This is a genomic window from Kiloniella sp., assembly GCF_048259265.1.
GTDB lineage: Bacteria > Pseudomonadota > Alphaproteobacteria > Kiloniellales > Kiloniellaceae > Kiloniella.
Genome location: NZ_JBLXHT010000003.1, coordinates 349699 through 364005, shown reverse-complemented (window position 1 = coordinate 364005; position 14307 = coordinate 349699). Strand labels below are relative to the sequence as shown.

The window sequence follows — 14307 nt, the reverse complement described above, 5'->3', positions numbered from 1 at the left end:
CTCATGGTCAAACTTTCCAACTGTTATGAAAGTGATGAACTGGGCCATGTCCTTTACCTACTTCGAGGGTATCGGCGTGACGAAGCGCTGCTGTAAGGTATTCTTTGGCCGTATTGACAGCTTCTAAAAGTGTAAGTCCCTTTGCTATGCCAGAAGCAATAGCTGCAGAGAGAGTGCATCCGGTTCCATGACTGTTTTGGGTACTTATGCGCGGTGAACTCAGACAGATTTCGTTTTGTCCGTCAAAGAGCAAGTCATCGCTTTTGTTACCGCCAAGGTGTCCCCCCTTTAGAAGAATAGCTTTAGGAGTGATAGCCTGAAGTGTCGAGAGCATGCTCTTCATTTCTTCAATGGAAGCTGGTTCTTTTTTACCAGTCAAGACGGCTGCTTCCGGAAGATTGGGGGTAATAATTTCGGCAAGGGGAAGCAGGTTTTCTATCAGACTTGCAACAGCATCATCCTGTAGAAGTTTGTCACCGCTTTTTGCCACCATAACTGGGTCAAGAACGATGGGGATTTGTGGGTAATTTTTTAAAACACCTGCAACAGATTTGATGATATCTGGCGTGCCCAGCATACCGATTTTGATAGCTCTGACGTTCAGGTCTTCAAAAACGGTATATAGCTGATCTTGTATGAAATCAGTTGATACAGGGAAAATCGAATGAACTTTACAGGTATTTTGTGCCGTCAAAGCTGTAATAACCGATGCGGCATATACACCCAGAGCAGACATTGTTTTGATATCAGCTTGAATACCTGCGCCACCACCACTGTCTGATCCGGCGATTGTTAGGGCTATTGGTGCAGACATACTTTCCTCCGTTTTATTTCCAGAGGAAGTTGTTAATGCTGTTTCCTTTATCGGGAAGGATTAGTCGTGCTTTAACTAATCTTAGCATCTCAATTTCCTCCGCCGGTATTAACCGGATCAGGTTCTGCGGGTTGGCGTTTGCCTCTCAGCTGTATCAATGTTGATTGATTGAGCACCCCGACGAGATTTACTGAATTATGCGGTGCTTTTAAAAATAGGCAAGAGAGAAAGTTATTTTTGATTTTCTGGTTTATATTTTACTCAAATCTGGACCTAGGGATATGTTTTGACGCATATAGAGCATCTCATCCAAAGGGGTGTGTTTTTTATTAGGGAGTTATCTTCATGAGTGAAATTATTCGTCACGACACGACGGCGCGATCCAGTAAAATTGTTGAACATGGTAATACTGTTTACCTCTCTGGCCAAGTGGGTACAGCGGGTGATTCTGTCACTGAACAGACAAAAGAGATTTTGAAAAAAATTGATACATGTTTGGAGTCTGTCGGAAGTGACAAAACCAAAATCCTACAGGCTGTGATCTGGTTAAGTGATATGAAATATTTCGCTGAACTCAATGAAGTTTGGAATGCTTGGGTACCAGAAGGTTATGCCCCGGCTCGTGCTTGCGGTGAAGCTAAACTTGCACGTGCAGAATTGAGCGTAGAAATTATTATTACTGCTGCAAAGTAAGTTAAAATTCAAGAAAACGATGGTTAGAAAGCTGCTCGATTGTTGATATCGGGCGGCTTTTTTTGTGACCTAAGCGACTTAGGCTGGATTCTCTTCTTTGTATAAAGTATAATACTGAAATGCTCACCAGTTTTGATCAATTAATAAAATAAAATGGCTGTTTTGCTACGTTTATTACCGACTTGATCTAAAGTAAAGACCAGCTCTTGTCATTGAGCGAAAAGAAGGTCACTTTGTGTATGTCGCACGCAAGGATATAAAATTATCTGGTACGCACAACGAACAGTAACAACAGGGAAAGAGTGAAAAGTTAAACTCTGCTTTGCTAAAAAAAACTGATTAATTTTTTGATTATTTAAAGTAGTGGGTAGAGTCCCTTTGAAGTGAGAAGGGCTAACTTTTTGTTCGAAACATGAGGATATTATGAACAAAAAAATACTAGTGCTTTTGTTGCTTATAGTTGCAATCGCAGCTGGTTTCTTCTTTTTTATGAAAAAAGAAGAAGAAAAAGTTGCTGAAAAGGAAATCGAAACTCCAGTTAAGGAAATGGTTTTTCATAGAGGTAATGGTTCTGAGCCAGGATCGCTTGATCCGCAAATTTCGGAAGGTGTACCTTCTTCGCATATTCTACGTGACTTGTTCGAAGGTCTTACAGCTGAAAACACCGATGGTGCGATAATTCCAGGGCAGGCCGAAAGCTGGACAATCAGTGATGATGGAACTCAGTTTACCTTTAAAATTCGTGATGATGCCGTATGGAGCAATGGTGATCCCGTAACGGCGCATGATTTTGTTTTTGCGTGGCAACGCGCTGTGAACCCTACGACAGGTTCAGAATATTCGTTTCTGCTGTATCCTCTTCAAAATGCGCAAGCAATTGCAGGTGGGGAAGAAAAGGATATCAATAAGCTTGGTGTAAAAGCTGCTGATGACAAAACGCTTGAAGTTCAGCTGGAAGGTCCTGCCCCTTACTTCCTTGGTATGATCACGCACTCAGTTGCTTACCCTGTTCATAAAGCTACTGTTGAATCTCACGGTGAAGCTTGGACACGTCCTGGCAATATGGTGTCAAACGGTGCCTTCAAACTTGATGAATGGACACCGCAATCTCGTATTGTTTCTGTGAAATCAGATACATATTGGAATAAAGACACAGTTAAGTTAGATAAAGTTGTTTACTATCCGACTGAAAGCCAGACAACAGCCCTTAAGCGTTATCGTGCGGGCGAGCTGGACTGGACTTACGAAGTTCCAAATGATCAGATTAAGTGGATCAAAGAAAACATGGCTGATGAGTTCCATGTTTCTAACTATCTTGGAACTTATTACTATGGCTTTAACATGACAAAGCCACCGTTCAATGACCCGAAATTACGTAAAGCATTTTCGATGGCCATTGATCGTGACATTCTAACGACAAACATTGTGACTGCTGGTGAAGTGCCTGCCTATGCTTTTGTTGTCCCTGGTGTTACCGGCTATGATCCTGTTTATTCTGACTTTAAAGCGAAAGACCAGGCTGCACGTAACGCTGAAGCCTTAAAGCTTTATGAAGAAGCAGGCTATTCTAAAGATAATCCAATAGAGATTGAGCTTCGTTATAACACCAGTGATAACCACAAGAAGATCGCGATTGCGGTTGCAAGTATGTGGAAGAAAACTTTTGGTGCTAAGGTCAACCTAGTTAACGAAGAATGGAAAGTTTACCTCGAAACACGTAAGCTTAAAGAAGCGACGCAAGCTTTCCGTGCGGGTTGGATTGGTGACTATAACGATCCCAACACTTTCCTAGAGCTATGGTTGTCTGATTCTGGTCTAAACGATACTGGTTTTGATAATCCTGAGTTCGATAGTTTGCTTAAACAAGCTGGACTTGAGCAGGATGCAACAAAACGTAAAGAGTTGTTGATGAAAGCTGAAGCAATCTTCTTGGAAGCGAATGCTGTTGCACCGATCTATCACTATGTGACTAAGCGTATGGTTAAGCCTTATGTTAAAGGCTGGCAGAGTAATGTGATGGATCATATCCGTTCGCAATACATCACTATCGAGAAATAGGAAATTCCGGTTTCCCAATAATGTCTCGGCGCGTCATCACGTTGGTGGCGCGCCGGATTTTTTTGTCAGGACATAGTAAATGTTGTCGTTTATTTTAAAGCGTCTGGCCGGGGCTATTCCGACGCTACTTATAATTGTTACACTTGCGTTCTTCCTTATCCGTTCAGCCCCAGGCGGACCATTTGACAAGGAACGCACGATACCTCCGGAAGTCGCTGCAAATCTGAATGCTGTTTATCACTTGGATGATCCCTTGTGGGAGCAGTACCTGTATTATCTTGGAAGTGCTATACAGGGGGATTTTGGCCCTTCTTTCCAATATAGAGATTTTTCTGTTACCGAACTTATCGCGGCTGGTTTTCCAGTGTCGCTAACGCTTGGCTTAACGGCGATTTTTTTGGCGATTACAATTGGTGTATCCCTTGGTGCAGTTGCTGCTCTTAAACAAAATTCACTTATCGATTATGCTGTTATGGCAACGGCGATGACGGGTATTACCATTCCTAACTTTGTAATGGCACCACTCTTAACTTTGGTGTTCGGGGTCTATTTAAACATGCTTCCCGTTGGAGGCTGGGGCGAGAGTGTATCCCAAGCCTTTTTACCGATTGTCGCATTGGCTTTGCCGCAAATTGCCTATATCGCGCGGCTGACACGTGGATCGATGATCGAAGTTCTGCGATCTAACTTTGTCCGTACGGCGCGGGCTAAAGGTTTGCCTGAACGGTTGATGCTTAGCCGTCATGCCTTGAAGGCAGCGATGTTACCTGTTGTATCCTATTTAGGACCAGCCTCAGCTGCTGTGATCACAGGCTCTGTTGTGATTGAACAGATCTTCGGTATTCCCGGTATCGGACGTTACTTTGTTCAAGGAGCATTAAACCGGGATTATACCCTCGTGATGGGTGTCGTGATTTTTTACGGATCGTTGATTATCACTTTCAATCTAATCGTTGATATTATCTATGGCTTCCTCGATCCAAAAGTGAGGATGGGATAATGGCAGTTGATATGGAAATGAAAAGTACAGGTTCCGACGAAAAGGAAATTCAGGGCCGTAGCCTTTGGCAGGATGCATTCAGGCGATTGCTGATAAACAAGGCCTCTGTGGTCAGCTGTGTTGTGTTGTTGAGCATCGTTCTTATTGCGGTTATTGGGCCTTGGATACATCCTAATCCTTTTGACGAAGTCTATTGGGATTACATTCAAGCTGCACCGGATATGGAAGCTGGGTTTTACTTTGGTACAGATACCAATGGTCGAGATCTTTTTGTCCGAACATTGTACGGTATTCGTGTATCTATGCTTGTTGGTTTGGTAGCAACAGGTGTGTCATTGATCATTGGTGTTACTTATGGCGCGATTTCCGGTTACGTCGGTGGACGTACAGATCACATTATGATGCGATTTGTGGATATTATGTATTCCATGCCTTTCATGTTCTTTGTGATTCTGTTGATGGTAATCTTCGGACGAAACATCTTCCTGATTTTTGCGGCATTGGGGGCGGTTGAATGGTTGACCATGGCCCGTATTGTTCGCGGTCAGGCGCTTTCTATTAAAAATAGAGAGTTTGTCGAAGCTGCCCGTGCATCAGGCGTGAGTAACTTTAACATTATTCGCAGACACATTATTCCCAATGCGCTGGGGCCTGTGATTGTTTATGTAACACTTACAATCCCACAGGTTATTCTGATCGAAAGCTTCCTTTCTTTCCTTGGTCTTGGAGTACAGGAGCCGATGACAAGTCTGGGCGTGTTAATTTCAGAAGGTGCCCAACAGATGGAATCTGCACCTTGGACACTGTTGTTCCCGGCGAGTGCACTGGCAATCATCCTTTTTTGCTTTAACTTTATTGGCGATGGTCTGCGCGATGCGTTAGATCCTCGCGATCGCTAGGGAGGTCTGAAAATGAGTGATATTATTCTTGAGGTGAAAGACCTCTCTGTGACCTTCTCTACCCCAGAAGGTCCTGTGAATGCCGTAAATAACATGAATTTCACGATTAAAGCGGGTGAAGCATTAGGGGTTGTTGGTGAGTCAGGGTCGGGTAAGAGTCAGACCTTTCTCGCTATCATGGGGCTGTTGGCCTCTAACGGTAAAACAACGGGTAGTGCCAAGCTTTTGGGACGCGAGTTGATTGGCCTAAGTGCGGATGAGTTGAACAAGATCCGTGGGCAATCAATGTCCATGATTTTTCAGGATCCCATGACATCTCTGAATCCTTACCTTAAAGTATCAAAACAGCTCACAGAAGTTTTGGTTCTCCACAAAGGTATGAGCGAGCAAGCTGCAAGGTCAGAAGCACTTAACATGCTCGACAAAGTGGGAATTCCCGAGGCTGAAAAACGCTTTGATATGTACCCGCATGAATTTTCTGGTGGCATGCGTCAACGTGTGATGATTGCAATGGCACTGTTGTGTGAGCCAGCTTTGTTGATTGCGGATGAACCCACGACGGCATTGGATGTGACTATTCAGGCACAAATCTTGGATCTAATGCGGAAACTGAAGAGTGAGTTCAATACGGCCATTGTCATGATTACCCATGATCTCGGCGTTGTTGCTGGACTATGTGACACCTTGAATGTCATGTATGCCGGGCGCATTGTTGAACGCTCTTCTGTTCACGAGGTTTTCTCTGCACCGCGTCATCCCTATAGTCAGGGGCTTTTGGCCTCTACGCCAAGACTTGATGAAAAAACGCATAGCAATGAGCTGGTAACCATTCCCGGACAGCCGCCAAACCTGCAGCGTTTACCACAAGGCTGTGCATTTGCGCCGCGCTGTATCCATGTACGGGATCGATGCCTTTGTGAACGTCCGCCGCTGTTTGAGACACCAAGCGGAAGTCATAATGCCTGTTATAGAGAGGAGGATGTCGCATGAGTATGTCCCAGGAAGTCCTTCTTGATGTAAAGGATCTCAAGGTTCATTTTTCGATCCCAAGCGGTAAGTTGTTCACAAAGCCAGGATTGCTCAAAGCTGTCGATGGTATTTCCTTCCAGGTTAAAGCGGGTGAAACACTGGGCGTTGTGGGGGAGTCCGGTTGTGGTAAATCGACACTTGGGCGTGCTGTTTTGCGCCTTCTAAAACCAACCGACGGGCAAGTTGCCTGGTTTGGTCAAGAAATGGGTGGCATGAAGGCTGAAGAATTGCGGAATGTGCGCTCTGATCTTCAGGTGATTTTTCAAGATCCTTTGGCGTCACTTGATCCGCGTATGACAATTGGGCAGATTATTAGCGAGCCTTTGATTACCCATCACCCCAAGCTTTCAAAGGCTGAAGTAAAGGGAAAAGTCAAAGCAATGATGGCCAAGGTTGGCCTTCTTCCTGATCAGGTTAACCGTTATCCCCATGAATTTTCTGGTGGGCAGTGCCAACGGATTGGTATTGCGCGGGCGATGATTTTGGAGCCAAAGCTTATCGTTTGTGATGAAGCGGTAAGTGCGCTGGATGTTTCCATTCAAGCGCAGATCGTTAACTTGCTCATGGGACTGCAAAAAGAATTCGGACTTAGTCTGATCTTTATTTCGCATAACTTGAGTATTGTCCGCCACATCAGCCATCGTATCATGGTGTTATACCTTGGACGGATGATGGAAGTTGCGGATCGGGATGCGATTTATGCGAAGCCTCTTCACCCCTACACCAAAGCTTTGATTTCTGCGGTGCCAATCCCTGATCCAGAGATTGAGCGCAATAAAGAGCATGTCGCTTTGAAGGGGGATTTGCCTAGTCCTTTAAATCCGCCATCAGGTTGTGTTTTTAGAACACGCTGTCCGTTTGCCAAGGACATTTGCGCAGCAGAGGTTCCCGCTTTGAAATCCTATGCAGGAGATAGAGAGGCAGCGTGTCATTTTATTGAAGAATAGGACGTAATATCTGAAGAACTAATCGAGAAAGCCCCGCATTTGCGGGGCTTTTTTGTAATATTGCTCTACGATCCGACCTTAGATCTTGGGTCTATAGGCGTTTGCATTTTAGGGAGTATTTCTTCTAGTAAATTCGCTGCCGAAAGCAAAGGTCCGTCACCTTGAGGTTTACCAACAAGTTGTAATCCGACAGGTAATCCTGTTTGGGTGAATCCACAGGGGATTGAAATTGCGGGGGATGCCGTAAGGGTTATCGTCGAGACGATTGCTAGCCAATCAATGTAAGTTTCCAACTTCTGGCCAGCGCATTCAGTCACGTATCTTTGTTCGACAGGAAAAGGTGGCACAATGGTTGTGGGGCAAATCAGCAGATCGTACTCGGTAAAAAACTGTTGCATGGAATAGTAGATTTCGCCTCTTTTCCGCTCTGCCCATGCAATGTCTTCTGCACTCAAAGAGCGCCCGTATTCAATATTCCAAATAATATCCTCTTTTAGCTTATCACGATGCTGATCTAAAAGAGGACCCAGCCCAACAACAAAATCTAAACCGCGCAAACGTTTAAATACTTCAGGAGCATCCAAAAGATCGGGTGTTATTTCTTCTACAATTACACCTGCGGCTTCGAATTGTAGTGCTGCGCTTTTACATATTTCTGCGATTTCTGGGTCTACCGGACTGACACCGAGGTCAGGGCTGTACGCGACTTTGATTGGTTTAATTTTTTTGTTGGCAGTTGATAGAAAGCTTGTTGCTGGGCTTGGTTGGGCCAGTGGGTTCATGTTCTTGAAGCCCGCCATAGCATCTAATAACAAAGCGGTGTCGGCTACATTCCGTGCCATGGGACCCTGCATGGATAGAGTTTGGAACGGCGATGTTCCCGGTCCATCGGATAAGCGATGCATAGAAGGGCGCAAGCCGACGACACCACAAAAACTTGCTGGATTACGGAGCGATCCGCCCATATCGGATCCATGAGCCAGCCAGGCACAGCCTGTGGTGAGAGCAGCAGCGGCACCGCCAGAAGAGCCCGCGGCTGATTTGGATAGATCCCATGGATTTCTTGTTGTGCCAAGTACGGGGTTGAATGTATGTGCGCCGGCGCCAAATTCTGGTGTGTTTGATTTGGCGTAAACAATGGCACCGTTTGTTTCCATTGTTTCAACCAAAACATCGGACCAATCAGGAATACGATCTGCAAAAATTGGACTGCCAGAGGTTGTTCGCACGCCGTTTACGGCGGTTAAGTCTTTAATCGGCACGGGAATACCTGCCAACAATCCACGGTTTTCAATGGGTTTAGCTTCAAGTTTTTTTGCAAAGTCGTAGGCGCGGTCAAAACAAAGGGTTGGCAGGGCATTAACCGAGCCATCCACCTGCTGAATTCTGTCTTCAAGAGCATCCAGCAGTTCTGTTGGTTTGATATCTTTTTTTAGAAGACGATCTCTGACCTCACAGGCCGTGGCATTGATGATTTCGTTTGTGTTTTGTGCGGACATTTGGGGGCTCGGTGATACGTGATGAAAGAGAGGATTAATAAAGATAATGCTAGCTTATACCTATCCGGTTTCGTTGGTCGATAGCATTTTCGTCAGAAATGAATTGATTTGCTTTTGTGCGGTCTGTGAAAGCTGATCGGCAAGGAGTTTGAGATCCTTTTTTCTGACCGAGCTTTTCCGCCATGCCAAACCAAGCTTTCTGTGACCTGTATTTCCGTCAAGTGGGGTTAAGGCAACGTTGGTGCCCGAGAGAAGTGATGATTGGCAGGAAAGCGCAGGTAAAAGAGTGACGCCCAGACCGTTAGCAACCATATGTACCAGTGTCAGAAGGCTGGATGCCTGTAGTGTCTGTCCGGGCTTTAGCTTTGTCATGTGACAAACAGCCAAAGCATGGTCACGTAAGCAATGGCCTTCTTCCAGAAGGATAAGCTGGCTTTGTAAGGCTTGGCTTTGTAATAAATGATTGCGTTGTGCAGCGTCCATCGTGGCAATTGGATGATCAATGGGGTGGGCAAGAAGGAAGGGATCTTCGGCAAGTTCAACCCATTCAAGACTTGCTTCATTATAAGGGAAAGCCATTAAGGCTGCATCAATGGTTCCTGCCCGTAAGCGATCAATAAGCCGGGATGTTTCATCCTCTACCAGATAGAGCTTGAGGTCTCGATATTCTCTTCTTAAGCGCGGAAGGGTTTGCGGCAGAAGGTAAGGGGCTATTGTGGGAATAGCACCAAGCTTGAGATCCCCGCTTAGTGTTTCGGCACTGTGCCGTGCCATTGTCGCAATGTCTTCTGCTCCCCTTAATAACTCTAGGGACCTTTGAACAATTTCATTACCCAATTCGGTGAAGAGGACTCTGCGTTTGGTTCGTTCAACAAGTTTACATCCAAGCAAATTCTCAAGTTCTTGTATGCCAGCACTCAGGGTTGATTGAGTCACAAAACAAGCATCAGCGGCCCGTCCAAAATGGCTGTGACGCTCCAGTTCGACGAGGTATTTTAGCTGTTTTAGCGTGGGTATATGCATATTAATCGATTTTTCCAATTATTGTGATCAGAATAACTCGTTGGATCGATTTAAATCAAGGGGGTATTGTTTCTTTATCGGCCGGCGCAATTCAAACGACATAAGCAAAAACAATTTCAAACTTCGCAACAGGCCGGATGAAGTGATTTTGATCAATTCTCAGCTTTTATATTATGGCTGGATAAGGAGAGAAGGTAAGCAGAATGAAAAATAAACTAACAACAGCATTCGGTGCTCCCGTTGTCGATAACCAAAACATTCAAACAGCTGGTCCGCGTGGCCCTGCACTATTACAAGATGTTTGGTTCTTGGAAAAGATGGCTCATTTTGACAGAGAAGTCATTCCTGAAAGACGTATGCATGCCAAAGGATCTGCTGCTTACGGTACATTCACAGTTACGCATGACATCACTAAATATACTAAGGCGAAAATTTTTTCTGAAATCGGTAAAAAGACGGAAATGTTCCTCCGGTTTTCCACAGTAGCGGGTGAACGTGGTGCGGCAGATGCGGAACGTGATATTCGCGGTTTTGCAATGAAGTTTTATACAGAAGAAGGAAACTGGGACCTTGTCGGAAATAACACTCCTGTATTTTTTCTTCGGGACCCTATGAAGTTCCCGGATCTTAATCACGCCGTAAAACGTGATCCAAAAACTAACATGCGCAGTGCCGATAATAACTGGGATTTCTGGACAAGCTTACCAGAAGCTCTGCATCAGGTGACAATTGTCATGAGTGATCGGGGTATCCCAGCAACTTACCGTCATATGCATGGCTTTGGTAGCCACACCTTTAGCTTTATCAGCGCGGATAATGAGCGTTATTGGGTGAAATTCCACTTTAAGACCCAGCAAGGTATTAAAAATCTAACGGATCAAGAATCAGCCGAGTTGGTTGGGGAAGACCGGGAAAGTCACCAGAAAGATTTATTTGATGCAATTGAAAATGGTGATTTCCCCAAGTGGACACTTTTTGTTCAGGTAATGCCTGAAAAAGAAGCCGGATCTTATCATGTTAATCCATTTGATCTGACCAAGGTATGGCCAAAGGCAGATTACCCGTTGATTGAAGTCGGTGAATTTGAGCTTAACCGTAATCCTGAAAACTATTTTGCGGAAGTTGAGCAATCTGCTTTTAATCCGGGGAATGTTGTGCCTGGTATTAGCTTCTCGCCAGATAAAATGCTTCAAGGGCGCTTGTTCTCATACGGTGATACACAGCGTTATCGTCTGGGTGTAAATCACAGTCAAATTCCGGTTAACGCTCCGCGTTGCCCTTTCCACTCATACCATCGTGATGGTGCGATGCGCGTTGATGGTAATGGCGGTAGCCGCATCGGGTATGAGCCTAATACAAAAGATGAATGGAATGAGCAGCCTGATTTTGCTGAACCACCATTGTCAATCGAAGGCGCTGCGGATCATTGGAACCATCGAGAAGATGACGATTATTATTCTCAGCCTCGTGCTTTGTTTCAGCTCATGACAGCTGAGAATCAGCAAGTGTTGTTTGAGAACACGGCAAGGGCTGTTGGCGGCGCACGGTTGGACATTCAGCACCGTCATATTCGCAACTGTTACAAAGCGGACCCTGCTTATGGTGCTGGAGTCGCCAAAGCGCTGGGGCTAAATATTGAAGAGATCGCTGCCGCTGAATAAGAAATTATTCAAAGGTAGTATGAAAGGGAAGGTCGCGCCGGGCCTTCCCTTTTTGTATCTGGTGGTGAGGTTAAGTTCTTAAAGCTGAAAACTGATGAAATTGTAAGTAATTAATACGTGTATAGAGGGAGTGTTGTTTCATTCTATTGTTGTTGGCTTTTAGGTAAAAATTCTTTTTTTGGGGAGTATTACGAAAATATTATGGTTAATGATCAGAATTAAATTGATCTTTTATGTTCGATTTGCTTTCTCATGGAAGAGACGGCGCTTTTGTACTGGTTTGAGGACTGTGTGAGCCCGGTAATTCAAGTTGAAATGGGCTGTGTATATGACCAGCGAGCATTATCGTAATGAACATGCTCTTACTTCGGAAGCACGAAGTAATGCAAGCAATATCTTACTCGAAAATAGTTTTGAAGCTGTTCTTGTTACTGATAACAAAGGGCAAATTCAATACACTAATCCTGCGGTCAGGAAAAATTTTGGATATGCGATAGAAGATCTTTTTTCGCAGTCGATTTTTGACGTCTTTACCGTTAGTCAAGGGAACCAGAGCAAGCTTCTCAAAATTTGCGACAATGACAACTTACCTGAGGGTGAATTTATACTACCCGGTCTTATCAAATCTAAAGACGGTGTGAAAATAGATGTACAGCTTCGATCTTTTGTGACGGAAAATTCTAAACAACGGCAGCTTACTTTTTTGGTGCGTGATATTAGTACTCGAGTTTCTATTAGCCGTGAACTTGCCTCTTCACAACAATTGATGAGCAGTATTGTTGCTGGGGTTGGCGATGCAATTATTGCGACAGATAAAGATGGTCTTCTGACGCTTTTTAATCGAGGTGCGGAAGATACTTTTGGGTATAGCGCTGAAGAAATTATAGGAAAACACCTGGATACATTGATTCCCGAAGAACATCGTGGTGAGCATAGCGGCTATATGACGGATTTTGATGCCGGGGCGATTGATACACGCGGCATGGGAACCCGCGGTGCTATTTCCGGGCTGCGTCAAAACGGCGAGATATTCCCTGCAGAAGCAACGATCATAAAGATTGGTGAGGGAGAACAACAAACCTTTGCTGCGGTTGTCAGGGACGTATCTGAACGGATCAAAGTTCAAAATAAGCTCCGCGAAGCAAAAGATATGGCTGAAATCGCCAGTCAGATGAAGTCTTCATTCCTTGCAAATATGAGCCATGAACTTCGAACACCTTTAAATGCTATTATCGGTTTTTCTGAATTCATTACCGAGGAACACTTGGGACCGATTGCACATCCAAAGTACCGTGAATATATCGGGGATATACTGGATAGCGGAAGGCATCTTTTAACGATCGTAAACGACATCCTCGACCTGTCCCGTGTTGAAGCCGGTGAGATCCAGTTAAATGAAACTGTCGTGTGTGTGCGTCAGTCGATCTTGTCGGCTTATCGTTTTGTTAAGCGTCAGGCAAAGATAAAGAATATCTCTCTTGATGCAAATCTACACGATGATTTGCCCTATCTGTTTGCAGATGAGCGTTTGGTTAAGCAGGTTCTGATTAATTTGGCGACGAATGCCGTGAAGTTCACACCTGATGGTGGATCTATTAAAGCCGAAATTCGGTATCCTGATGGAGAGAATGGTCTTTCTATTGTTATTTCTGATACAGGAATTGGTATTCCTAAGGATGATCTCGAACGTGTTATTAAACCATTTGAACAGTGTGAGTCGAGCTATTCAAAAACCATAGAAGGCACTGGGTTGGGGCTATCTTTGGCCGGGTCTCTTATGAACTTACATGGTGGGAATTTATCTATTGAAAGTGAAGTTGGTCACGGAACTTCAGTTGTTCTTCGGTTCCCGGTAGATCGCGTGGTAACAAAAGAAACGGCTCTTACAGGGGTGCAGGCAAAAACGTCTGTACGAAAGCTATCGGCTAAGTCCTTTTCTAATTATGTAAAAGAAAAAGGCTGAGTACCCACCACTCAGCCTTGAAAGTTAATGTGAATAACTGACGATTAGTTTACAACTCGGTAGTCTTCTTCGGGGAAAAACATAAAGTCTTGATCTTCGCCGACTGCATTGTGGCAATCAGCACAGAATTTCACTTTCTTAGAGTTGACCCCATTGGTTTCGCCAAAAATCTTGCCGCTTGGGGTTACAAGCGTATATTTCCAATCACCGTTATCAGGTGCAAAGCCAGCTTCCATTTTCTCCATGAGAAAGAGAGGGCCGGGTTTTACACCTTTCTTGCCTACCTTGAAGCTGTCCTTGGCTACAATAGCCCCTACAGGCAGGGTGCCGATATCTTCGTATTTTCCATAGGATTTCGCCAGATCGTTTGCGTAGTTGTGAACCAGTCGACCGCCGTGTGTACTGGATTTATGAGGCGCTTTTGTGTAACGATCCCAGTTGAAGTACTCAGTTGAAACTGGGTGGCCCGATTTTGCATAGCCAGCTCTCATTTTTGGTGAGAGAGCTTCATAATGTTCAGTCGCTTTCTCTGGGGTAATATCTTCTGCATTCGCGACCACAGGAGTCATGAATAGTGATGGTACAAACAGTGTTGAGAGAAGAAAGCTTTTGACAGATGAGCTGAACGTGATCTTCATTTGGGTATCTCCAATTATCCTGACTGACATCGAATTATTACCTTGCCCGCGTTTCGATGTTTTTTTCTCTCCTTTCTAGATAG

12 protein-coding genes and 1 riboswitch are annotated in these 14307 nt (G+C 44.6%); of the genes, 8 read left to right on the top strand and 4 right to left on the bottom strand.

Annotation, left to right across the window (positions count from 1 at the left end):
- Positions 1-7 precede the first annotated feature (7 nt).
- The gene (thiD, locus tag ACN0QW_RS07725; protein WP_417430263.1) at positions 8-814 is read right to left on the bottom strand and encodes a bifunctional hydroxymethylpyrimidine kinase/phosphomethylpyrimidine kinase; all 807 of its coding nucleotides are present in this window, start codon (positions 812-814) and stop codon (positions 8-10) included.
- Positions 815-890: 76 nt separating this feature from the next.
- A riboswitch (TPP riboswitch) is annotated at positions 891-1004 on the bottom strand.
- A 155-nt stretch (positions 1005-1159) separates the two neighbouring features.
- On the opposite strand from thiD, the gene ACN0QW_RS07720 reads away from it, so the two are divergent.
- The 6 genes from ACN0QW_RS07720 (at position 1160) to ACN0QW_RS07695 (ending at position 7440) form a co-directional block, all read left to right on the top strand.
- The gene (locus ACN0QW_RS07720) at positions 1160-1507 is read left to right on the top strand and encodes a RidA family protein (protein ID WP_299373143.1); all 348 of its coding nucleotides are present in this window, start codon (positions 1160-1162) and stop codon (positions 1505-1507) included.
- Positions 1508-1930: 423 nt separating this feature from the next.
- The gene (locus ACN0QW_RS07715) at positions 1931-3565 is read left to right on the top strand and encodes a peptide ABC transporter substrate-binding protein (protein ID WP_417430260.1); all 1635 of its coding nucleotides are present in this window, start codon (positions 1931-1933) and stop codon (positions 3563-3565) included.
- A 79-nt stretch (positions 3566-3644) separates the two neighbouring features.
- Positions 3645-4565 (top strand): oligopeptide ABC transporter permease OppB, encoded by a 921-nt coding sequence (gene oppB, locus ACN0QW_RS07710; RefSeq protein WP_417430258.1) that lies wholly within the window; start codon positions 3645-3647, stop codon positions 4563-4565.
- Positions 4565-5464, top strand: coding sequence for an ABC transporter permease subunit (locus ACN0QW_RS07705; protein ID WP_299373152.1), 900 nt, complete (start codon positions 4565-4567; stop codon positions 5462-5464). Before oppB ends, ACN0QW_RS07705 begins: the two co-directional genes overlap by 1 nt.
- A 12-nt stretch (positions 5465-5476) precedes the next feature.
- Positions 5477-6454 carry an ABC transporter ATP-binding protein gene (locus ACN0QW_RS07700; RefSeq protein WP_417430255.1) on the top strand — a complete coding sequence of 326 codons (978 nt, stop codon included), beginning with the start codon at positions 5477-5479 and terminating at the stop codon, positions 6452-6454.
- A complete protein-coding gene (locus ACN0QW_RS07695; RefSeq protein WP_417430253.1) occupies positions 6451-7440 on the top strand; it encodes an ABC transporter ATP-binding protein in 990 nt (329 codons plus the stop codon). Before ACN0QW_RS07700 ends, ACN0QW_RS07695 begins: the two co-directional genes overlap by 4 nt.
- Before the next feature lie 65 nt (positions 7441-7505).
- On the opposite strand, the gene ACN0QW_RS07690 is transcribed toward ACN0QW_RS07695, so the two are convergent.
- The gene (locus ACN0QW_RS07690; protein ID WP_417430251.1) at positions 7506-8939 is read right to left on the bottom strand and encodes an amidase; all 1434 of its coding nucleotides are present in this window, start codon (positions 8937-8939) and stop codon (positions 7506-7508) included.
- Positions 8940-8999: 60 nt separating this feature from the next.
- On the bottom strand, positions 9000-9962 hold the full coding sequence (locus ACN0QW_RS07685) for a hydrogen peroxide-inducible genes activator (RefSeq protein ID WP_417430249.1): 963 nt from the start codon (positions 9960-9962) through the stop codon (positions 9000-9002).
- A gap of 203 nt (positions 9963-10165) precedes the next feature.
- Between ACN0QW_RS07685 and ACN0QW_RS07680 the strand changes: the two genes are divergently transcribed.
- Both ACN0QW_RS07680 and ACN0QW_RS07675 read left to right on the top strand, forming a co-directional pair.
- Complete coding sequence (locus tag ACN0QW_RS07680; RefSeq protein WP_417430247.1) at positions 10166-11623, top strand: catalase; 1458 nt, start codon at positions 10166-10168, stop codon at positions 11621-11623.
- A gap of 328 nt (positions 11624-11951) precedes the next feature.
- On the top strand, positions 11952-13586 hold the full coding sequence (locus ACN0QW_RS07675) for a PAS domain-containing sensor histidine kinase (protein WP_417430245.1): 1635 nt from the start codon (positions 11952-11954) through the stop codon (positions 13584-13586).
- Between the two features lie 44 nt (positions 13587-13630).
- Here the strand turns inward: ACN0QW_RS07675 and ACN0QW_RS07670 are convergent, their stop codons facing one another.
- Entirely contained in the window at positions 13631-14224 is a 594-nt protein-coding gene (locus ACN0QW_RS07670; RefSeq protein ID WP_417430243.1) for a cytochrome P460 family protein, read from the bottom strand.
- Positions 14225-14307 lie beyond the last annotated feature (83 nt).

Bases quoted from the DNA above. Each gene is read 5' to 3' on its own strand.
- thiD (WP_417430263.1), bottom strand. From the start codon at position 814: ATGTCTGCACCAATAGCCCTAACAATCGCCGGATCAGACAGTGGTGGT.
- ACN0QW_RS07720 (WP_299373143.1), top strand. From the start codon at position 1,160: ATGAGTGAAATTATTCGTCACGACACGACGGCGCGATCCAGTAAAATT.
- ACN0QW_RS07715 (WP_417430260.1), top strand. From the start codon at position 1,931: ATGAACAAAAAAATACTAGTGCTTTTGTTGCTTATAGTTGCAATCGCA.
- oppB (WP_417430258.1), top strand. From the start codon at position 3,645: ATGTTGTCGTTTATTTTAAAGCGTCTGGCCGGGGCTATTCCGACGCTA.
- ACN0QW_RS07705 (WP_299373152.1), top strand. From the start codon at position 4,565: ATGGCAGTTGATATGGAAATGAAAAGTACAGGTTCCGACGAAAAGGAA.
- ACN0QW_RS07700 (WP_417430255.1), top strand. From the start codon at position 5,477: ATGAGTGATATTATTCTTGAGGTGAAAGACCTCTCTGTGACCTTCTCT.
- ACN0QW_RS07695 (WP_417430253.1), top strand. From the start codon at position 6,451: ATGAGTATGTCCCAGGAAGTCCTTCTTGATGTAAAGGATCTCAAGGTT.
- ACN0QW_RS07690 (WP_417430251.1), bottom strand. From the start codon at position 8,939: ATGTCCGCACAAAACACAAACGAAATCATCAATGCCACGGCCTGTGAG.
- ACN0QW_RS07685 (WP_417430249.1), bottom strand. From the start codon at position 9,962: ATGCATATACCCACGCTAAAACAGCTAAAATACCTCGTCGAACTGGAG.
- ACN0QW_RS07680 (WP_417430247.1), top strand. From the start codon at position 10,166: ATGAAAAATAAACTAACAACAGCATTCGGTGCTCCCGTTGTCGATAAC.
- ACN0QW_RS07675 (WP_417430245.1), top strand. From the start codon at position 11,952: ATGACCAGCGAGCATTATCGTAATGAACATGCTCTTACTTCGGAAGCA.
- ACN0QW_RS07670 (WP_417430243.1), bottom strand. From the start codon at position 14,224: ATGAAGATCACGTTCAGCTCATCTGTCAAAAGCTTTCTTCTCTCAACA.